Source organism: Saccharothrix obliqua, from assembly GCF_019375475.1.
Classification (GTDB): Bacteria; Actinomycetota; Actinomycetes; order Mycobacteriales; family Pseudonocardiaceae; genus Actinosynnema; species Actinosynnema obliqua.
Window position 1 is genome coordinate 496,164 of sequence record NZ_JAHXGQ010000005.1, and the last position, 19,997, is coordinate 516,160.

General features: G+C 73.1%; 16 protein-coding genes. 11 read left to right on the forward strand and 5 right to left on the reverse strand.

Features of this window, described 5'->3' with window-relative positions; all coding sequences use genetic code 11:
* Positions 1-29: 29 nt before the first annotated feature.
* Together KZQ38_RS19190 and KZQ38_RS19195 are read left to right on the forward strand one after the other, a co-directional pair.
* The gene (locus tag KZQ38_RS19190; RefSeq protein WP_219443464.1) at positions 30-929 is read left to right on the forward strand and encodes an AurF N-oxygenase family protein; all 900 of its coding nucleotides are present in this window, start codon (positions 30-32) and stop codon (positions 927-929) included.
* Positions 926-1,771: an alpha/beta fold hydrolase gene (locus KZQ38_RS19195; RefSeq protein ID WP_219443465.1), complete on the forward strand. Its 846-nt coding sequence runs from the start codon at positions 926-928 to the stop codon at positions 1,769-1,771. Before KZQ38_RS19190 ends, KZQ38_RS19195 begins: the two co-directional genes overlap by 4 nt.
* An 8-nt stretch (positions 1,772-1,779) precedes the next feature.
* On the opposite strand, the gene KZQ38_RS19200 is transcribed toward KZQ38_RS19195, so the two are convergent.
* Entirely contained in the window at positions 1,780-2,424 is a 645-nt protein-coding gene (locus KZQ38_RS19200; protein WP_219443466.1) for a TetR/AcrR family transcriptional regulator, read from the reverse strand.
* A 137-nt stretch (positions 2,425-2,561) separates the two neighbouring features.
* On the opposite strand from KZQ38_RS19200, the gene KZQ38_RS19205 reads away from it, so the two are divergent.
* The 5 genes from KZQ38_RS19205 to KZQ38_RS19225 all read left to right on the forward strand — a co-directional run bounded on the left by KZQ38_RS19205 (position 2,562) and on the right by KZQ38_RS19225 (position 7,646).
* On the forward strand, positions 2,562-3,539 hold the full coding sequence (locus KZQ38_RS19205; protein ID WP_219443467.1) for an alpha/beta fold hydrolase: 978 nt from the start codon (positions 2,562-2,564) through the stop codon (positions 3,537-3,539).
* 60 nt (positions 3,540-3,599) lie between these two features.
* Entirely contained in the window at positions 3,600-4,625 is a 1,026-nt protein-coding gene (locus KZQ38_RS19210; RefSeq protein ID WP_219443468.1) for a DUF3152 domain-containing protein, read from the forward strand.
* A 424-nt stretch (positions 4,626-5,049) separates the two neighbouring features.
* Positions 5,050-6,222, forward strand: a complete 1,173-nt coding sequence (gene moeZ / locus KZQ38_RS19215; RefSeq protein WP_219443469.1) for an adenylyltransferase/sulfurtransferase MoeZ — start codon at positions 5,050-5,052, stop codon at positions 6,220-6,222.
* Between the two features lie 176 nt (positions 6,223-6,398).
* Positions 6,399-7,196: a TIGR02569 family protein gene (locus tag KZQ38_RS19220; protein ID WP_219443470.1), complete on the forward strand. Its 798-nt coding sequence runs from the start codon at positions 6,399-6,401 to the stop codon at positions 7,194-7,196.
* A 60-nt stretch (positions 7,197-7,256) separates the two neighbouring features.
* Positions 7,257-7,646: a tetratricopeptide repeat protein gene (locus tag KZQ38_RS19225; protein ID WP_219443471.1), complete on the forward strand. Its 390-nt coding sequence runs from the start codon at positions 7,257-7,259 to the stop codon at positions 7,644-7,646.
* Here KZQ38_RS19225 and KZQ38_RS19230 read toward each other — a convergent pair.
* Positions 7,609-7,935: an MGMT family protein gene (locus KZQ38_RS19230; protein ID WP_219443472.1), complete on the reverse strand. Its 327-nt coding sequence runs from the start codon at positions 7,933-7,935 to the stop codon at positions 7,609-7,611. The genes KZQ38_RS19225 and KZQ38_RS19230 overlap by 38 nt on opposite strands.
* A 33-nt stretch (positions 7,936-7,968) precedes the next feature.
* Positions 7,969-8,922 (reverse strand): chitinase, encoded by a 954-nt coding sequence (locus tag KZQ38_RS19235; protein ID WP_219443473.1) that lies wholly within the window; start codon positions 8,920-8,922, stop codon positions 7,969-7,971.
* A 139-nt stretch (positions 8,923-9,061) separates the two neighbouring features.
* Between KZQ38_RS19235 and KZQ38_RS19240 the strand changes: the two genes are divergently transcribed.
* Together KZQ38_RS19240 and KZQ38_RS19245 are read left to right on the forward strand one after the other, a co-directional pair.
* Complete coding sequence (locus KZQ38_RS19240; RefSeq protein WP_219443474.1) at positions 9,062-12,220, forward strand: ATP-dependent helicase; 3,159 nt, start codon at positions 9,062-9,064, stop codon at positions 12,218-12,220.
* Positions 12,221-12,320: 100 nt separating this feature from the next.
* Positions 12,321-16,115 (forward strand): ATP-dependent helicase, encoded by a 3,795-nt coding sequence (locus tag KZQ38_RS19245; protein WP_219443475.1) that lies wholly within the window; start codon positions 12,321-12,323, stop codon positions 16,113-16,115.
* Positions 16,116-16,206: 91 nt separating this feature from the next.
* On the opposite strand, the gene KZQ38_RS19250 is transcribed toward KZQ38_RS19245, so the two are convergent.
* On the reverse strand, positions 16,207-16,737 hold the full coding sequence (locus KZQ38_RS19250; RefSeq protein ID WP_219443476.1) for a hypothetical protein: 531 nt from the start codon (positions 16,735-16,737) through the stop codon (positions 16,207-16,209).
* Positions 16,738-16,828: 91 nt separating this feature from the next.
* Positions 16,829-17,209, reverse strand: a complete 381-nt coding sequence (locus KZQ38_RS19255) for a DoxX family protein (RefSeq protein WP_219443477.1) — start codon at positions 17,207-17,209, stop codon at positions 16,829-16,831.
* A 74-nt stretch (positions 17,210-17,283) separates the two neighbouring features.
* Between KZQ38_RS19255 and KZQ38_RS19260 the strand changes: the two genes are divergently transcribed.
* Both KZQ38_RS19260 and KZQ38_RS19265 read left to right on the forward strand, forming a co-directional pair.
* Entirely contained in the window at positions 17,284-18,681 is a 1,398-nt protein-coding gene (locus KZQ38_RS19260) for a M20/M25/M40 family metallo-hydrolase (protein ID WP_308258475.1), read from the forward strand.
* Complete coding sequence (locus KZQ38_RS19265; RefSeq protein ID WP_219443479.1) at positions 18,678-19,745, forward strand: potassium channel family protein; 1,068 nt, start codon at positions 18,678-18,680, stop codon at positions 19,743-19,745. Before KZQ38_RS19260 ends, KZQ38_RS19265 begins: the two co-directional genes overlap by 4 nt.
* The last annotated feature ends 252 nt before the right edge of the window (positions 19,746-19,997 follow it).

Below are 19,997 nucleotides of genomic sequence, written 5' to 3' on the forward strand. Positions count from 1 at the left end.
CCTCAAGTCGCAGTAACTGGGGAGGACCGATGACGAGGACCTCGCAGGCCGCCGATCGCGAGAAGACCGCGGCCCGGCTGCTCAACTCCTCGGCCGACAAGTTCTACGACCCCGAGGTGGACATCGACTGGTCCGCACCGCTGGTCGACGGGCTGCGTTACACGTCCGAGCACCGGTGCTCCCTCTACGGCACCGCGTTGTGGGACCGGATGAGCCCGGAGCAGCGGGTCGACCTCTCGCGGCACGAGGTGGCGAGCGTCGCGAGCGTCGGCCTGTGGTTCGAGATCCTGCTGATGCGGATGCTGCTCAAGGAGGTCTACCGGGCGGACCCGACGACCAAGCACGCGCAGTACGCGCTCACCGAGGTCGCCGACGAGTGCCGGCACTCCACCATGTTCGCCCGCATGGTCGAGCGCATCGGCTGCCCGCCCTACGGCCCGCGCCGCCACGTCCACCGGCTCGGTCGGCTGCTCCCGGTGATCGGCTACGGCCCCGCCCTCTACGGCTCGATCCTGGTCGCGGAGGAGGTGCTGGACCGGTTGCAGCGCGAGACCATGGCCGACGAGACCGTGCAGCCGCTGGTCCGCATGGTCAACCGCATCCACGTGCTGGAGGAGGCGCGGCACGTCCGGTTCGCCCGCGAGGAGGTCGTGCGCGGCGTGCGGAGCCTCTCCCGCAAGGAACTGCCCTACCAGCGGTGGCTGCTCGCCACCACCTCCATGTTCGTCACCCGGTCCCTCATCCACCCGGACGTGTACGCGGCGGTCGGGCTGGACCGGGACGAAGCCCACCGGACCGCCCTGGGCAACCCGCACTGGCGGGAGACCATCCGCTGGGCCGGTGAGCGGATCATGGGTTTCCTGGACGACAACGGTCTGGTCGGTCAGCCGGGGATGCACGCGTGGCGCCGGTCTTTCCTCCTCGGATGAGCGCGCCGTTCACGACGTCCGACGGCGTCGCGCTGCACGTGGTCGACACCGGCCCCCGTGACGCCGAGGTGACGACCGTGCTGGTGCACGGCTGGACGTTGGACCACACGTCGTGGGACCGGGTGGCGTCGGCGTTGCCCGGTCGCGTCCTCCGCTACGACCACCGCGGCCACGGCCGGTCGGCGTCGAGGGCGGCGTTCACGATCGAGCGGTGCGCGGACGACCTGGCCGAACTGCTCGCGGCACGCGTGCCGACCGGTCGCGTCGTGCTCGTCGGGCACTCGATGGGCGGCATGGCGCTCATGGCGTTGGCCGAGCGACATCCGGCGTTGCTCGGCCGCGTGGCCGGCGTCGTGCTCGTCGCCACGTCGTGCGGCGGGCTCGCGGGGTCCGCGGTCGGGCTGCCGGGCGTGCTCGGCCGGGCGTTCGTGGCGGGGGAGCGCGCCGCGCGCCGGCGGATCGCGGGCCTGCGCCGCCCCCGGCTGCTCACGCGCACCGAGGTCCTTCGGCCCGGCCTGCGGTGGCTGCTGTTCGGCAAGCGGCCGTCGTGGGCGGACGTGGCGTCGACGGCGGCCATGGTCGGCCGGTGCGACCCGGTCGCGCTGGCGGCGTTCCGGGAGTCCATCGACGCCCACGACCGGGTGAAATCGTTGACGGGGTTCGCGGGCGTCCCGACCGCGGTGCTCGCCGGGGGCGCGGACCGGCTCACCCCGCTCGACCACGCGCTGGCCATCGCCGACGGCGTGCCGCACGCCGAACTGGTGATCTACCCAGGATCGGGTCACATGATCCCGCTGGAACGGGCGGCGGAGGTCGCCGCGCGCATCACCGCCCCGCGGTGAACCGGCGGTCAGTGCTGGAGCGGGAAACCGCCGCCGATGCCGCGCCAGGCCAGGGTCGAGATCAGGTTGACCGCGTCCTCCCGGCTCAGCTTCCGGTCGTCGGCCAGCCACGACCGGGCGGTCACCTGGCTCAACCCGACCAGGCCGACGGCGAGCAGGCGGGCGCGGTCCTCGTCCAGGCCGGTGTCGGCGGTGATGGTCTCGGTGATGGCGGCGACGCTGTCCGTGGTGGCCCGCTCGATCGCCCGCGCCACGGCGGGTTCACCACGCAGGTCCGATTCGAAGACCATCCGGAACGCCTGGCCCTCGCCGGCCACGAAGTCGTAGAACGCGCCGACCGTGGCCTTGACGCGCTGCTTGTTGTCCGTGGTGGACGCGAGCGCGTGCCGCACCCGGCCCACCAGCTCGTCCACATGGGACTCCAGCAGCGCCATGTACAGCTCCAGCTTGCCGGGGAAGTGCTGGTACAGCACCGGCTTGCTGACGCCCGCCCGTTCGGCGATCTCGTCCATCGCGGCGGCGTGGTAGCCGTTGGCCACGAACACGTCCTGCGCCGCGGCCAGCAACTGGGCACGTCGGGCGGTGCGTGGGAGCCGGACCCCTCGTCCCGCGCCGCCGTTGTGCCCGACCGTGGTCTGGGCCGTCTCCGTCATGGTGCCTCCAGCCAACCTGTCCATCGCGGAACCGGCCGGGGTCGACCCGCCGGTTCGTCGGCAACCTTACTCGCTGGTAGCAGCGTTCCGGGAAGGCTTCTCGTTTCACCGGGCGCCCGAACAGGCATCCTGGTCCGGTGACCGAGACCCTGGAGGCGAGCAGACCCGCCATCACCCACGTGCCCCTGTCCGCCGCGCCGCTACCACCGCTGGACACAACGAGCGGCCCGTGGCCGGGTGACTACGTCGAGGTGGCCGGGCACACCGTGCACGTCCGGCGCACGCCCGGCCCGACCGGCGACACCGCGGTCTACGTGCACGGTCTCGGCGGCTCGGCGACCAACTGGACGGACCTGGCCGGCCAGCTCTCCGGCCACGTCGACGGGCACGCGCTGGACCTGCCCGGGTTCGGCCGGTCGGAGCCCATACCCGGCTACACGTTCAGCATGTCGACGCACGCCGAGGTGGTGCTCGGGTACGTCGAATCGCTCGGGGTGGGTCCCGTGCACCTGTTCGGCAACTCCATGGGCGGCGCGATCGCGTTGATGGCCGCCGCCGCCCGGCCCGACCTGGTGCGGACGTTGACGCTGGTCTCGCCCGCCGTGCCGGACCTGCGGCCGAGCCTGCGCCGGGTGTCCGACCCGCGCCTGCCGCTGGCGTACCTGCCCGTCGTCGGCGCGCGGGTGCGGCGGCGGCTGGCCGAGGTCACGCCGCACGAGCGGACCCGGCAGATGCTGCGGCTGTGCTTCGCGGACCCGTCGCTGGTGCCCGAGTGCCGCATCGAGCAGTCCGTGGAGGAGTACGCGGAGCGGTCCGCGCAGCCGTGGGCGAACAACGCGCTCGGTCGCAGCACGGTCGAGCTGATCCGGACGTGGCTGGTGCCGCGCTCGCGGTCGATGTGGCTGCTGCCGCCCAAGGTCACCGCGCCCGCGCTGGTCGTGTGGGGCACCGAGGACCGCCTGGTCAGCGTGCGGAAGGCGCCGCGGGTGGCGCGCCTGCTGCCGCGCGGCAGGCTGCTCGTGCTGCCGCGGACCGGCCACGTGGCGCAGATGGAGCGGCCGGAGTCGGTGGCGCGAGCCGTGCTCGGGATGTGGGAATCCGGTGCCGCCTGGTAGGCCGGTGCGCGTCGGCACCGCGGTCCGCCGGTCGGGCGCGGCTGTGGCACGCTGTTCGCCGTGAACCGGACATCGCAGGATGGGCGCGGCACGGTGTCCACACCGGGTGCCCGGCCGGTTCCGCCCGACGACCGCTACCGCCGGGGCGCGCGCCGGACCGGTGCGGAGCCGCTGGCCGCGTCGTGGGAGCCCGCGGGCAGGCCGCGGGGCGGTCGTGCGCGTGGCCTGAAGGGCTGGGTGGCGAACTACGGGTGGCGCGTCTACGCGGTGCCCGTCCTGCTGGTGCTCACGGCGCTCGTGGTGCTGGACACGGCCACGCCGGGTGACGACGCCGGTGACGGCAAGAGCGGTCAGGCCATGGTCACGACGACCACGCAGGGCCCGCCCGTGGCGAGCGAGACGCCGCCCGTGAAGGTCGACCCGGTGAACATCCCGACCGCCGTGCTGCCGGACGGCCCCAAGTTCTCCGAGCAGGGCGCCGGCACGTGGCAGGTCGTGCCCGGCACCACCGCCCAAGTCGGTCAGGGCGCCACGCTGTACAAGTACGCGATCGCCGTCGAGGACGGCGTGGAGGCGGCCGACTACGGCGGCGACCGGGAGGCGTTCGCCCGGACGATCGACGGGGTGCTGGCCGACAACCGGAGCTGGATCGGCACCGGCCAGGTCGCGATGCAGCGCGTGGACGACGAGCAGGCGGCGGACTTCGTGGTCAGCCTCACCACCACCACGACCACCCACAAGCTGTGCGGCGTGCAGATCCAGTACGAGACGTCGTGCTGGCAGCCGACGACCAAGCGCGTCGTGATCAACACGGCGCGGTGGGTGCGTGGCGCGAAGGTGTTCAGCAACGACTTGTCGACATATCGCGCTTACGTCATCAACCACGAGGTGGGGCACGCGCTCAGGAACAACCACGAGGGCTGCAAGGAGCACGGCCAGCCCGCCCCCGTGATGATGCAGCAGACGTTCGGCGTGGCGAACGACTACGTGGCGCAGCTCAACGAGGTCGACTCGTCGAACCGCGGCGTCGTGCCCAACGACGGCAAGGTGTGCACCCCCAACGCGTTCCCGGTGGCGCCGCGCTAGGGGCCTGCTCCTCCTGAAACTTTCAGGGAGCCTGCCTGATAGTTAGCGTCCTGCCTGGCCGCCGTACTCCCCGTGACAGCGGGGCCTGGAAGCCGCAGCCCGCGAAACTTTCAGGGAGCCTGCCTGATAGTTAGGGCTTGGCCCGTCCGCTGTCTGCGCCGCGCGGCAGGGGTGGTCCTGGAGGTTGCGGCCCCGCGAAACTTTCAGGGAGCCTGCCTGATAATTAGCGTCCTGCCTGGCCGCCGTCCGCACCGGCGAGGGACAGGAACCGGCCGCGCTCCGGCTTTGAGGGCAGCTCCTAGCACCCGCCGCGGGTGCACGTCACTGTGCGTCCACGTACTGGGACGGCTTCCCATCGGGGAAGACACTGGAGCAGGCTGGTGTTGTACCTCGGTAGAGGACATGTTTCGTCGAGGAGGATCAGATGGCGCTTCCGCCGCTCGTGGAGCCCGCAGCGGAGCTGACCAAGGAAGAAGTGGCTCGGTACAGCCGGCACCTGATCATCCCCGATGTCGGGGTGGACGGGCAGAAGCGGCTGAAGAACGCCAAGGTCCTGGTGGTCGGCGCGGGCGGGCTCGGGTCCCCGGCGCTGCTCTACCTCGCCGCGGCGGGCGTCGGCACGCTGGGCATCATCGACTTCGACGTCGTCGACGAGTCGAACCTCCAGCGGCAGGTCATCCACGGGCAGTCCGACATCGGCAAGCCCAAGGCGGAGTCCGCGCGCGACTCGGTGGCCGAGATCAACCCGTTCGTGAAGGTGATCCTGCACCAGGTGCACCTCAGCTCGGAGAACGCGCTCGACATCTTCCGGGACTACGACCTGATCCTGGACGGCACCGACAACTTCGCCACCCGCTACCTCGTCAACGACGCGGCGGTGCTGCTCGGCAAGCCCTACGTCTGGGGCTCGATCTTCCGGTTCGAGGGCCAGGTCAGCGTGTTCTGGGAGGACGCGCCCAACGGCCAGGGCCTGAACTACCGCGACCTCTACCCCGAGCCGCCGCCGCCCGGCATGGTCCCGTCGTGCGCCGAGGGCGGCGTCCTCGGCGTGCTGTGCGCGTCCATCGGCTCGATCATGGTCACCGAGGCGATCAAGCTGCTCACCGGCATCGGCGACCCGCTGCTGGGCCGGCTCATGGTGTACGACGCCCTGGAGATGTCCTACCGGACCATCAAGATCCGCAAGGACCCGGAGAGCGTCAAGATCACCGAGCTGATCGACTACGAGGCGTTCTGCGGCGTCGTGTCCGACGACGCGCAGCAGGCCGCGGCGGGCAACACCATCACGCCGCTGGAGCTGAAGCAGAAGCAGGACGCGGGCGACAACTTCCTCCTGGTCGACGTCCGCGAGCCGCACGAGTACGAGATCGTGCGCATCCCCGGCTCCGTGCTCATCCCCAAGGACCGCATCCTGTCCGGTGAGGCGTTCGCCGAACTGCCGCAGGACAAGCAGGTCGTGCTGCACTGCAAGTCCGGGGCCCGGTCGGCCGAGGCCCTCGCCGCGCTGCACCGCGCCGGCTTCAAGGACGCCGTGCACGTCGGCGGCGGCGTGCTCGCCTGGGCCCGCGAGGTGGACCCGAGCCTGCCCACGTACTGACACCACGCCCCCACACCGGCGCGACCGCCGGTGTGGGGGTGGCCACTGCCCGGTGGCGGCCAGGTGGGATGAGGTGCTGAAACCGCAAAAGTGCGGCTAGGCCGTTCAGGTGCAACACCGCGCGCGGGTCGGGCCGGATCCACCAAACCCGAGGCTTCGGCAGGTAGCGTGCCGGCGTGACCCCATCCCCGGAGCCGCCTCCGTCGCACGTGCGCGCCGCGTTCGGCGCGCGTGACGCCGAGCCGGAGCTGATCGACGCCGGTCCGGTGTGGCGCTGCGGCGACGCGGCGATCCGGCCCGCGGGCAAGCCCGCCGAGGCGACGTGGGTCGCCAGGACGCTCGACGCCCTGGTGGTCGAGAACCTGCGCATCGGCCGGCCGCTGCGGTCCACCGACGGCCGGTACGTGGTCGGCGGGTGGGCGGCCACCAAGTACCTCTCCGGTCGTGCCGAGCCCCGGCACGACGAGGTGGTCGAGGTCGCCGTGCGGCTGCACCGGGCCACGAAGGACCTGCCCCGCCCCCGGTTCCTGGACGCGCGGACCGACGTGTTCGCCACCGCCGACCGGTGCGCGTGGGAAGAGGAGCACGTCGAGCTGGACGAGGCGCTCGGCGGGCGGTTGTTCGAGCTGCTGGCGGCCTACCGCAAGCCGGTGTCCCTCAAGCCCCAGGTCGTGCACGGCGACCTGTTCGGCAACGTGTTGTTCGCGGGCGACGCCGCACCGGCCGTCATCGACTTCACCGCCTACTGGCGGCCCGCCGAGTACGGCGCGGCGATCGTCGTCGTGGACGCCCTGTCGTGGGGCGGCGCCGACCTGGGCCTGGTCGAGCGGTGGGGTCACCTGGCCGAGTGGCCGCAGGTGCTGCTGCGCGCGACGTTGTTCCGCCTCGCCGTGCACGCACTGCACCCGCTGTCCGGCACGCAGTCGCTGCTGGGCCTGGAGCGGACCGCGACGCGGGTCCTCGACCTCCTCTAGGAATAGTTGAGTTCTCAACTTCGTTGACCTGGTCGACCCAGTCAGAGGAGTTGTGACGAGATGACCGACACCCGCGAACTGCTGGCGCTCGGCCGGGAGTTCCGCGCCGCCGGGAACCCGAGCCAGGCGGCCCGCTTCCTGGCGCAGGCGGCCGAGCACGCGCCGGCCGACCGCACCGTGCTGACCGAGCTGGCGCTGGCGCACTTCCAGTCCGCCGCGCTCGGCAAGGCCGAGGGCGTGCTGCGTGAACTGGTCGACCTCGACCCGTCCGACGGCTTCACCCGGCTGCTGCTCGGCCGCACCCTGAGCAGGCAGAGCAGGCACGAGGAGGCGCTGCCGCAGCTGCGCCTCGCCGTCGCGCTCACCCGCGACCCGGAGGTCGAGTCCGAGCTGGCCCGCGTCGAGCAGCGGGTCACCACAGACCGGGCGGCTCGTCCTCTTTCTCCTTGACCGCCTCTTCCCAGCGGTACGTGCGCAGGTCGACCTTGCCGTCCCGGGCGACCACGCCCTCCTCGCGGAGCAGTTGGAGCTGCTCGTCCGCGATGTGCGGCGCGCACGTGCCGTTGGCCCGCAGCACCCGGTGCCACGGCAGGTCGTGCCCGTCCTGGTTCAGGACCTGCCCGACCAGCCGTGGCGAGGGTGCGCGGGACAGGTCGGCGACGTCGCCGTAGGTGGCGACCCGGCCGCGGGGTATCGACCGCACGGTCTCCCGCACCAACTCGTGCAACTCTTCTTCCACCAGCCCAGCTTTCCACGCGCGGCGGCCCGCGGGTCAGCCGGTGTAGCCCGCGACGAGCTTGGTGAAGTCGTACGTGCCCTGGTTGGTCCCGCTACAGCTGTCGCTGGACCCGCCGCAGTTGCCCCGGTCCCGGTTGGTGGCCCAGAACGTGAAGCGGGACAGGTGCTTCTCGGTCGCCCAGTCGCGGATCGCGCGGAACTGCGCGGTGGTCACGGTCTCCTTGGTGTCGGTGATGCCGTTCATCGAGGACAACCCGCTGCGCCGGTACGCCTCGTCGTCCGACAGCCCGAACGTGGCCTTGATGTGGTTTTTCAACCCGTCGACGGAAGACTTGGTGCCCGCCACGAGGTCGCTGGGCCCGCCGAAGTTGAACGGCATCACCGCCCACACGTCGACCGGCGCGCCGAGTTCCTTGGCCCGCGTGATCAGCCGGCGGCCCCACGTGTTCGGGCCGGACTTGGCGGTGGGCATGGTGATCACGTTGCGCACCGCCGGCTTGCGCTCCTTCACGATCTTCAGCGCGCCGAGCACGCGGTCCTGCGTGGTGTTGTTCTCGAACTCGGCCGCCTCGATGTCGATGTCGATCGCGGTGAGCTGGTAGGCGTCGATCACCTTCAGGTAGGCGTCCGCGAGCGCGCTCGCCGACGAGCAGAACTGGCCGAGCTTGCGACCGGCCCAGCCGCCGAACGACGGGACCACCTCACCGCCCGCCGCGCGGATGTTCCGGATCAGCGTCGCGTCCGACCCGGTGAGCGGGCGGGTGCCGTCCCACGTCGGGTTGCAACCGCCGTCGGAGAGCACGAAGGCGAGCGTGAACGCCTTCACACCCGTCTGGTTCATCACCGCGACCGGGTCGACCCGCCCACCCCACTGGTACAGGTAGGGGGACGCCAGGACCGGGTCCGGCGCAGCCTGCGCGACCGGCGCGAGGGCCAGTCCGGACAGGCCGGCTGTCAGCACGATCGCCAACCGCCGCAAGGACTTCATCGTTCCTCCGGAGTACGGGGGCGGCGGGGGCGCACCTCTCAAAGTGGCCTGGACCACTGCGCATTGTCAAGACACCATACGAATTCCCGGTCGGGGTGCCCGAGCGTGCGCTGTCGTACCCGCGTGGTTCCATCGACGCATGGCCGTGCACAGGGCTCCGCTGCTCGTGCGCCGGGAACGGGTCGCGCCCGCCCGGCGTGCCTGGAGCGCGCCCGCGCGGGCCGTGTTCGAGCACACCGGCGGTCCGCTGCGCGTGCTGGGCGGACCGGGCACCGGCAAGACGACGCTGCTCGCCGAGGTGGCGGCCGACCGCGTGCGGCGCGGCGCGCACCCGGAGAGCGTGCTGGTGCTGACGGCCAACCGGCGGGCCGCGGTCGCCGTGCGCGCCCACATCACCCGGCTGCTCACCGACACCGACGCGGGCCACGTGCTGCCCACCACCCAGGAACCGCTGGTGCGCACCGTGCACTCGTACGCGTTCGCCGTGCTGCGCGCCCGCGCGACGGCCGCCGGCGAACCCGCGCCACGCCTGCTCTCCGGTCCCGAGCAGCACGCGGTGGTCCGCGAACTGCTGGCGGGCGACGTGAGCCTGGGCGCGCCCGCCTGGCCGGAACGCCTGCGCCCCGCCCTCCCGCTGCCCGGTTTCGCGCACGAGCTGCGCGACCTGCTGCTGCGTGCCACCGAGCGCGGCCTCGCCCCGGAGGACCTGATCGCCCTCGGCCACGCCCACGGCCGCGACGAGTGGGTTGCCGCCGGCCGGTTCGGCGAGCAGTACGAGCAGGTCAACCTGCTGTCCGGCGCGGGGCTCGGCGTGGCGGAGTCCTACGACGCGGCCGAACTCGTCGGTGGCGCGCTGCTCGTGCTCGACACCGAACCGGACGTCCTGTCGGCCGAGCGCCGCCGCGTCCGCCACCTCCTCGTGGACGACGCCCAGCACCTCGACCCGTTGCAGCACGAGCTGATCTCCCGCCTCGGGGACGCCGCCGCCGAGTTCGTCCTGGCCGGCGACCCCGACCAGGCGGTGTTCTCCTTCCGCGGCGCCGACCCGGTGCTGCTCGCCGACACCGACGTGCCCACCGTCGTGCTGCGCGAGGGTCACCGGATGGTCCCGGAGGTGCGTGCCGCCGTCGCGCGGCTCGCGGGCAGGCTGCCCGGCGCGTCGCCGACCCGCGACGTCGTGCCCGCGGCCGGTCGGGGTGACGTGCGCGTGCGGTTGTTCGCGTCCGCCGCGCAGGAGGCGAGCTGGGTGGCCGACCAGTTGCGCCGCGCCCACCTGATCGACGAGGTGCCGTGGTCGGAGATGGCCGTGGTGGCGCGCTCGACCACCCGGGTGCTGCCGGTGCTGCAACGCGCGTTGCTCGCCGCCGGCGTCCCGGTCGCCGTGCCCACCGAGGAGCTGCCGCTCGCGCGGCGGCCCGCCGTCGCGCCGTTCCTGGCCCTGCTGCGGTGCGCCGCCACACCCGGCAGCCTGGACGAGGACACCGCGGCGATGCTGCTGGCGTCCCCGCTGGGCGGCGCGGACCCGTTGGCGTTGCGGCGGTTGCGGCGCGGCCTGCGTCGGCTGGAGATGGCCGCGGGCGGCGACCGGCCCAGCGGTGAGCTGCTGGTCGAGGTGATCGAGTCGGCCGACCGGCTGGCCGCCCTGGAGGACGCCGAGGCGCAGCCCGCGCGCCGCGTCGCCGACCTGCTCCGCCGGGCACGCGCGGCGATCGCCAAGGGGCAGAGCGTGGAGCAGGTGCTGTGGGACCTGTGGCAGGCCACCGGGCTGGAGAAGCGGTGGGTCGCGCAGTCCGCGCGGCACGGCACCGCCGGCGTGCAGGCCGACCGCGACCTGGACGCGATCGTGGGCCTGTTCGAGGCCGCCGCCAAGTACGTGGACCGGTTGCCCGGCGCGGGCGCGGACGGGTTCGCCGACTACCTGGCGGCGCAGGAGATCGTGGGCGACACGCTCGCCGCGTCGGCGCCCACCGGCGAGGCCGTGACCGTCCTCACCGCGCACGCCGCCGCCGGTCGCGAGTGGACCGTGGTGGCCGTGCCCGGCGTCCAGGAGGGCAGTTGGCCCGACCTGCGGCTGCGTGGCTCGTTGCTCGGCGTGGAGCGCATGGTCGACGTGGTGTCCGGTGTAGGCGAGCAGGTGTCGGCGGTCGCGCCGCTGCTCGCCGAGGAACGCCGCCTGCTGCTGGTGGCCGCCAGCCGGGCACGCCGGGTGCTGCTGGTCAGCGCGGTGCGCGGCGAGGACGAGCAGCCGTCCCGGTTCCTGGACGAGCTGGAGGAGCTGAGCACCGAGGAGCGGGAACGCCCCACGCACACCCCGGAACGCGGCCTGGTGCTCGCCGAGCTGGTCGGCGAGCTGCGTCGCGTGGTGTGCGACGCGGAGGAGACCGAGGACCGCCGCGCGCGGGCCGCGACCCAGCTCGCCCGGCTCGCGGCGGCGGGCGTGCCCGGCGCGCACCCCGATTCCTGGTACGGCCTCGCCCCGGTGTCCTCGACCGATCCGCTGTGGACGGAGGACCACACGGTCAGCGTGTCACCGTCCACGGTGGAGGTGCTGGCGAAGTGCCCGGTGCGGTGGGTGGTGGAGCGGCACGGCGGGCAGGACCCGGCGGAGCTGGCGTCCATCACCGGCACCCTCGTGCACGCCCTCGCGCAGGCCGCCGCGGCCGGTGCGGACGAGCGCGAGCTGCGTGCCAAGCTGGCCGACGCGTGGTCCGCCGTGGACGCGGGCGCGCCGTGGTTCTCCCGCCGCGAGCGGCAGCGCGTGGAGCGGATGCTCGACACGTTCCTCACCTGGCTCGCGTCCAGCCGCGACCAGCTCACCCAGGTCGCGGTCGAGGAGGAGGTCACGGTCGACGTGCCGCGTGCGGGCGGCGGGCCGTGGCTGCGGGTCAAGGGCCGCGTCGACCGGCTGGAGACCGACCGCGACGGCCGGCCCGTCGTGGTCGACCTCAAGACCGGCAAGTCGCCGGTCACCAAGGAGGAGGCCCGGCAGCACCCGCAGCTCGCCGTCTACCAGCTGGCGTCGGCGCTCGGCGGGTTCACCCACCTCGGCCTGGGCACGGAACCGGGCGGCGCGCGCCTGCTGTACGTGGCGAAGGAGAACAAGAAGACCGGCGCCACCGAGCTGGCGCAGGCGCCGCTGGACGAGCAGGGCGTCCGGGTGTGGCTGGAGGCGGTGCAGGCGGCGGCCGACGCCGGCGGCGGGCCCGAGTACACGGCGGTGGAGACGCCCGACTGCGACCGCTGCCCGGCGCGGACGTCGTGCCCCGTGCACGCGTCCGGGCGGCAGGTGGGGCAGTAGCGGCGACTGGCGACCCGCGGGCGTCTCTGACACAGTCATTGGCCGGTCGCCGCCCCGCCCGCCGCGGGTCCCCGAAGATCTCGACGGCCGACATCGGAGAATGCGAGTCGTGGCAGTGCCGGGTGCGGAGGGAGAACGGGCGAGCCCGTTCGAGGTGGCCGAGGCGCTCGGCCTGCCGAAACCCACCCCGGAACAGGCCGCCGTCATCGCCGCGCCACCCGCGCCGGCCCTGGTCGTCGCGGGCGCGGGCGCGGGCAAGACGGAGACCATGGCGGCCCGCGTCGTGTACCTGGTGGCCAACGGCTTCGTCACGCCGGACCGCGTGCTCGGTCTCACGTTCACCCGCAAGGCGGCCCGCCAGCTCGCCGACCGCGTCCGGGCCCGGCTGCGCCGCCTCGCCGGCTCGCCGCTGCTGGACCGGCTCGACCCGGCGGGCGAGCGCCGTGCCGCCGTGCTCACCACCGAGCCGGTGATCCTCACCTACCACGCGTACGCGGGTCGCCTGGTCGGCGAGCACGGCCTGCGGCTGCCCGTCGAACCCGGCGTGCGGCTGCTCACCGAGACCGCGTCGTGGCAGCTCGCGCACCGCGTCGTGACGACGTGGACGGAGGACATCGACACCGACAAGGTCCCGGCCACGGTCACCGGCTACCTGCTGGCGCTGGCCGGTGAGCTGGGCGAGCACCTGGTGGAGCCGACCGACCTGCGCAAGCACGCCGAGTGGCTGACGACCGTGATCGAGTCGGCGCCCAAGACGGCCCGCCAGCGCGACGCGTTGCCGGAGAAGCTGAAGGACGTCATCAACGCCCAACAGCTCCGCGTGCACCTCCTGCCGCTGCTGGAGGCGTACCAGGCGCGCAAGCGGCGGGAAGCGGCGATGGACTTCGCCGACCAGATGTCGTTGGCCGCCCGCCTCGCCGAGAACCACCCGGAGGTGGTGCGTGGCGAGCGCGAGCGCTACGGCGCGGTGCTGCTGGACGAGTACCAGGACACCGGCCACGCGCAGCGCGTGCTGCTGCGGTCCCTGTTCGGGCGCGGCGAGCCGATGGCCGTGACGTCGGTCGGCGACCCGGCGCAGGCCATCTACGGCTGGCGCGGCGCGTCGGCGGCCAACCTGCCGCGCTTCACCCAGGACTTCCCGCCCGCCCGGGAGTTCGGGCTGCTGACCAGCTTCCGCAACCCGCCGGAGGTGCTGGCGCTGGCCAACGCCGTGTCCGCCCCGCTGCGCGCGTCCGGGCTGGACGTGGACGAGCTGCGTGCCCGTCCCGGCGCGGGTCCGGGCGACGTGCGCATCGGGTTGTTCGAGGACGTGCGGACCGAGCTGGACTGGATGGCCGACGCCGTCGCCGCCCGGTGGGCGGAGCACGTGGAGCGCAGCGAGGAGCCGCCCACGGCCGCCGTCCTGGTCCGCCGCCGCGCCGACATGTCCGCCGTCGCCGCGGCCCTGCGTGAGCGGGACCTGCCGGTGGAGGTGGTCGGCCTGGGCGGTCTGCTGGACGAGCCGGAGGTGCGTGACCTGACCAGCGCGTTGCGCGTGCTGGTGGACCCCCTGGCCGGTACCGCGGCGGCCCGCCTGCTCACCGGCTCGCGCTGGCGCGTGGCCGCGGTCGACCTGGCCGCCCTGTGGCAGCGGGCGCGCGAGCTGGCGGGCGCGCCCAGCCGGCAGTCCGTGGTGGACGACCCGCTGGCCGTCATCGCCGACGCCCTGCCGGGTGAGCACGCGGAGCAGGCCGGGCTGGCCGACGCGTTGGACGACCCCGGCGACCCGGCGGCGTACTCGGCGGAGGGCTACCGCCGCATCCGCCGGCTGGGCGCCGAGCTGTCCGCCCTGCGCCGCCGCCTCGACCAGCCGTTGCCGGAGCTGGTCGCGGACGTCGAGCGCACGTTGCTGCTGGACATCGAGGCCATGGCCCGGCCCGGCGGCGTGGGTCGCGCGCACCTGGACGCGTTCGCCGACGTCGTGACGGACTTCGCGGCGGCCAGCCCGTCCGCCACGCTGCCCGCGCTGCTGGACTACCTGCACACCGCCGAGCACGCCGAGGACGGCCTGGAGCCCGGTGAGGTGGAGGTCGCCCCGAACCGCGTGCAGATCCTCACCATGCACTCCGCGAAGGGGCTGGAGTGGCACATCGTCGCCGTGCCGCACGTGGTGAAGGACGTGTTCCCGGGGCGGAAGAAGACGTCGTGCTGGTTGAAGGCCGTGGCCGAGCTGCCCGCCGAGCTGCGTGGCGACGCCGAGGACCTGCCCAAGCTCCGCATACCCGGTGGCGCCAACCGCAAGGAGGTCGAAGAGGCCCTGGACCGCCACGCGGACGACTTCGAGCAGCGCCGCCTGGTCGAGGAGCGGCGGTTGCTCTACGTCGCGTTGACCAGGTCCGAGCACAGCCTCCTCGTGTCCGGCCACTGGTGGGCGGAAACCGGCGACAAGCCCAAGGGGCCCTCGGCGTTCCTGACCGAGCTGCGCGCGGCCGTCCAGTCGGCCGACCACCCGCCCGCCGACATCGTCCACTGGGCCGACCCCCCGGCCGAGGACACCCCCAACCCCCTGGCCGCCCAGGCCAAATCAGCCACCTGGCCGGCCGACCCCCTGGGCAAACGCCGCGCCGCCGTGACCGAGGGGGCAACCCTGGTCCACGCCGCCCTGGACCGCCTCCTCGCCGAGCCCACCCCACCGGCCGCGCACCGCCGTCCGGCCACTCCGCCTGTCACTACGCCTTCGTCGCCCGACGCCTCGCCGACTGTCTCGCCCTCGTCGCCCAACGCCTCGCCTACTGTTTCGCCCTCGTCGCCCAACGCCTCGCCTACTGTTTCGCCCTCGCCCTCGCCGTCCGACGCCTCGCCGACCTCGCCCCCGGTGACCCCGCTGTCCGCCCCGCCGGTCACCGCCCACGCGGCCTCGCTGCCCGAGGTGCCGCTACCCGAGCCCCCGCCCGATTTCGACCTGCCCCCGGACTCCGCCTTCGACCTGCCTCCGGACCCCGATTTCGACCTGCCGCCGGAACCCGACTTCGACCTGCCCCCGGAGCCGCCCGAGGACCTGGCGGACCTGCCGCCCGAGCACTCCGACGTGCCCCCGCCGGACCTGGCCCCGCCGGACCTGGCCCCGGCCCTGCTCGACCTGGAGCCGCCCGCCGACCCGTTCCCCACCGAACACCCGGCGGCCTCGTCCGACCCGACCCCCTCCCAGCCGATCGCGTCCGCCGGCGCGGAGGACGGGGACGACCCGGAGGGCTGGGCCCGCGACGTGGACGTGCTGCTCGCCGAACGAGCAGCCGCCGCGGACCGCCGCGAACGCGTGGTCCTGCCCGAACACCTCTCGGTCAGCCAGCTCGTCGAGCTGGCCGCCGACCCGGACCAGCTGGCCCACCGCCTGCGCCGCCCGCTGCCGTTCCCGCCGAACCCGCTGGCCAGGCGCGGCACGGCGTTCCACACCTGGTTGGAGCAGCGGTTCGGCGCGACCCGCCTGCTGGACCTGGACGAACTACCCGGTGCCGCCGACGAGGGTGCGGCGCCGGACACCGATTTCGCACGCCTCCAAGAGGCGTTCCTGGCGAGCGAGTGGGCGGACCGGACACCACACGACGTGGAGGTGCCCTTCGAGGCCGAGATCGAGGGCATGTCGGTGCGCGGCCGGATGGACGCCGTGTTCGCCGACCCGGACGGCGGCTGGACCGTGGTCGACTGGAAGACCGGTGCCGTGCCCGACGAACAACGCCTGCCCGCTCTGTCGGTGCAGCTGGCGGCGTACCGCCTGGCGTGGGCGGCGTTGTCGGACACCCCGGTGGAACGGGTCCGCGCGGCGTTCCACTACGTCCGCCACGACCACACCCTGCGCCCCGCCGACCTCCTGGACGCCGACGGCCTCCGCGCCCTGATCCGCTCGATCCCCACGTGAGCCGCTTGCTCCCCACGTGAGCCGCGTTCGCCCCTCGGCCCGGGCCGTTCAGCGCTCGACTCGTGTTCGTTGTCCTCGACGCGAGCCGCGTTCAGCTCTCGACGCGGGCCGGGGCTTCCTTCAACACCCGGTCGTAGAGCACTTCCAGCAGCCAGCGGCCGAACAGCGACGGCCCGAACTCGGTCGACCGGTCCTCCGGCGGCACCAGCAGCTCGGCCGTGCCCGCCTCGTCCACGGCGACCACGCCTATCCCGTAGTAGTCCAGCTCCATCAACGGCCAGGACCGCTCGCCCTGCGGCGCGGGCAGCACCACGGAGCACGGCGCGAGCGTCATCAACGTCCCGCACGACTGCAACGCGCGGTCCACCGTCGACTCGCCCACGAGGACACCGACGAGTTCCACGGCGGGCAGCGGAAGTCGGTCGTGCGCGGCCGGTTCGAACCACGACCGGAACCACGACGGGTTCGCCTGGGGCGGCCACCCGTTCGCGCGGCGCCATTCGTGCACATCGGCGCGAACCCGCACGACGGCCGACACCTGGTGGCCCAGCACGGCGACGTCGGGGACGACGGTGCCGTGCCAACCGAGTGCCGAGGCGGCGGGGTGGAGAAGCGGTTGCACTCGGGCATCCTAGGGCTGGTTGTTGTTGCAACGACAGATACCGGACGCGCTGAGTATCGCACCCAGTGCCGAGAGTGACCGGCGCGAGGGGTCAGCGCGTGGCGCGACGCACGCGCAACGCCCACAGGATCAGCGGCAGTTGCAGCGGCAGCCGTCCGAAAGCGACGGCCTTCGCCCGGGGCGACTTCACCCGGTAGTCGTAAGCCATTTTCACGTTCGCCGGGAAGACGGCGGCGAAGAACCACGCGGCGAGCAACCCGCCGACCCCACGCGTGCGCGGGACCGCCACCGCGGCGGCCAACGCGACCTCCGCGACACCCGACGCGTAGGTCCAGGTCCGTGCTCTGCCCGGCAGCGATCGCGGCACGATCGCGTCGTACGGACGTGGTCGCGCGAAGTGCGTGACCCCCGCCGCGCCGAGCAACCCGGCCAGCGCGAGCGCCGACCAGGAACGGGAACGAGTCGGTTCCATGTCGTTCACCCTGTCATGCCACCCACCCGGCGGCCCGTCCAGGGTTATCCTCCCGCACCGTGAGTGGTGATCCGGTGAATCCCGAACATCCCGAGCGCGCGGCGGTGGCCCGGTTCGCCGACGACTTCGTCGCGGACCTCCGCGAGTGGCTGGCCATCCCGTCCATCGGCGTCGACCCGGCGCACCGCGACGACGTGGCGGCATCCGCCGAGTGGCTGGCGGCGGCGCTGCGCCGCGACGGTTGGCCGGACGTGCGCGTCTGGTCCGATTCCGGCGCGCTGCCCGCCGTCTACGCCTGCCTGCCCGCCGCCGATCCCGACGCGCCGACCGTGTTGGTCTACGGGCACCACGACGTGCAGCCGGTCGACCCGGTCGAGCAGTGGCAGCACCCGCCGTTCGAGGGAACCCTGGTCGGCGAGGAGTTGTTCGGGCGGGGCGCGAGCGACGACAAGGGGCAGGTCGCGATGCACCTGCTCGGTGTCAAGGCGCACCTGGCGGCGATGGGCGCCGACCGGCCGTCGGTGACGATCAAGCTGTTCGTGGAGGGCGAGGAGGAGTCGGGCTCGCCGAACCTCGCGCGACTCCTGGACGACCACCGCGCCGACCTGGCGTGCGATCTCGTGGTCTTCACCGACACGCCGTTGTACGCGCGTGACGCTCCCACGGTGTGCACGGGCCAGCGCGGGAACTACGCCGCCGAGGTGGTGTTCACCGGCGGCAGCGCCGACGTCCACTCCGGCCGGGCGGGCGGCAGCGTGCCGAACCCGGCCACCGCCATCGCCCGCCTGGTGGCCGCGTTGCACGACGACGAGGGGCGCGTCCGGCTCCCCGGCTTCTACGCGGACGTGGTCGAGCCGACGGAGGCCGAGCGTGCCGACTACGCCGCGCTGCCGTTCGACGAGGACGTGTGGCTCGCGAATTCGGGTGGCGCGCGGGCGTTGTCCGGCGAGGCGGGGTGGACCACGCTGGAACGCGTCTGGGTCCGCCCCACGGCCGAGGTCAACGGCATCACCGGCGGTTACACCGGGCCGGGGTTGAAGACCATCGTCCCGGCGCGGGCCGCGGTGAAGCTGTCGTTCCGGCTGGTGCCCGACCAGGAGCCGGAGCGGATCGCCGAGGCGTTGCGCGAGTTCGTCGCCGCCAACACGCCCCCCGGCCTGCACGCCGAGGTCATCCCGCGCGGCAACGGCACGCCGCCGTACGCGATGCCGGTCGACCACCCCGCCGTGCGGGCGGTGAAGGAGTCCCTGGAGGCGGCGTTCGACCAGCCCGTGCGGTTCAGCCGCACGGGTGGCAGCGGGCCGGCGGCGGTGTTGCGGCGAGACCTCGGCGTGCCGGTCGTGTACCTGGGGGCGACGTTGCCGGATGATCGCATCCACGCGCCGAACGAGCGCGTCGTCGTGCCGCTGCTGCTCCGCGGCGCGGAGGCGGCAGCCCGCCTGTGGCGGCTACTCCCGGAAAGGCTCTCATGATCCGCCGGCTCAACCCGAGCGAGCCGCTCAGCGAACGGCCCGGCCACTCGCTGGTCGGCGTGATCAGGATGCCGGACACGGTGCAAAGCCCGGTCCGCGCGATCATGAAGCGCGTCATCGGCGCCCTCGCGGCCCTGCTGGCGGCTGTGCTGATCGTCTACTTCGACCGGGACGGCTACCGCGACGTCAACGAGGACGGCCTGTCCTTCCTGGACGCGGTGTACTACGCGACGGTGTCGCTGTCCACGACCGGCTACGGCGACATCACCCCGGCGAGTTCGTCGGCCCGGCTGGTGAACGTCCTGGTCATCACCCCCCTTCGGGTGTTGTTCCTGATCGTGCTGGTCGGCACGACGCTCGAAGTGCTCACTGAACGCTCGCGGCAGGCGCTGCGGATCCAGAAGTGGAGGACCAAGGTGCGTGACCACGTGGTGGTCGTCGGCTACGGGACGAAAGGACGTTCCGCGGTCAGCGCCCTGCTGGGCGACGGGATGGAGCCGGGGTCGATCGTCGTCGTGGACACCGCCCAGCAGGCACTGGACGCCGCGTCCGCGATCGGCCTGGTGACCGTCCACGGCACGGGCACCAGCAACGACGTCCTGCGCGTAGCAGGCGTCCCCAGGTCCCGCGCCGTGGTGGTGGCGGCGAACCGGGACGACACAGCAGTCCTCGTAACCCTGACCGCACGCGAACTGGCACCCAAGGCCCAGATCGTCGCCTCGGTCCGCGAACGCGAGAACGAACACCTCCTGCGCCAGTCCGGTGCGGACTCGGTAGTGGTGAGCAGCGAAACCGCCGGCCGCCTGCTGGGCATGGCCACCGCCACCCCGTCTGTCGTGGACATGGTGGAAGACCTGCTGACCCCCGACGCGGGCCTGTCCATCGCCGAGCGCGACGTGGAACCGTCGGAAATCGGCGGCTCACCCCGCCACCTGCCGGACATAGTCCTGGGCGTGGTCCGCGCCGGCACCCTCTACCGCGTGGACGCGCCGGAAGCCGACGCGGTAGAAGCAGGCGACCGCCTCCTGTACGTAAAGAAGGTCACCCCACCGAAAGAATCCTGACCCGCCCGCCCCTGCGCCCAGCCCACCCTCGCCCAGGCGGCCCGCGGAATCGGGTCGCGCCGCCCCGACTCCGGGGTCGCGCGGGCCCAACACGATGGCAACCAGGCGCGTTGCGTTCAGGTCGGCTGACGTCGAGGTCGGAGTCGTAGACAAGGCCGAGGCCCAGGGGTGGGGCCTGGTGCCAGGTCGGCCTGAGGTCGGGCCAGCTAACAGCCGGCTCGCGATGGCTGCCAGCTCGCGTTGGGCGACGGC

Coding starts and splice junctions, on each gene's coding strand:
- moeZ (WP_219443469.1), top strand. CDS start 5,050: ATGGCGCTTCCGCCGCTCGTGGAGCCCGCAGCGGAGCTGACCAAGGAA.
- KZQ38_RS19190 (WP_219443464.1), top strand. CDS start 30: ATGACGAGGACCTCGCAGGCCGCCGATCGCGAGAAGACCGCGGCCCGG.
- KZQ38_RS19195 (WP_219443465.1), top strand. CDS start 926: ATGAGCGCGCCGTTCACGACGTCCGACGGCGTCGCGCTGCACGTGGTC.
- KZQ38_RS19240 (WP_219443474.1), top strand. CDS start 9,062: ATGGCCGTGCACAGGGCTCCGCTGCTCGTGCGCCGGGAACGGGTCGCG.
- KZQ38_RS19235 (WP_219443473.1), bottom strand. CDS start 8,922: ATGAAGTCCTTGCGGCGGTTGGCGATCGTGCTGACAGCCGGCCTGTCC.
- KZQ38_RS19200 (WP_219443466.1), bottom strand. CDS start 2,424: ATGACGGAGACGGCCCAGACCACGGTCGGGCACAACGGCGGCGCGGGA.
- KZQ38_RS19245 (WP_219443475.1), top strand. CDS start 12,321: ATGCGAGTCGTGGCAGTGCCGGGTGCGGAGGGAGAACGGGCGAGCCCG.
- KZQ38_RS19225 (WP_219443471.1), top strand. CDS start 7,257: ATGACCGACACCCGCGAACTGCTGGCGCTCGGCCGGGAGTTCCGCGCC.
- KZQ38_RS19265 (WP_219443479.1), top strand. CDS start 18,678: ATGATCCGCCGGCTCAACCCGAGCGAGCCGCTCAGCGAACGGCCCGGC.
- KZQ38_RS19255 (WP_219443477.1), bottom strand. CDS start 17,209: ATGGAACCGACTCGTTCCCGTTCCTGGTCGGCGCTCGCGCTGGCCGGG.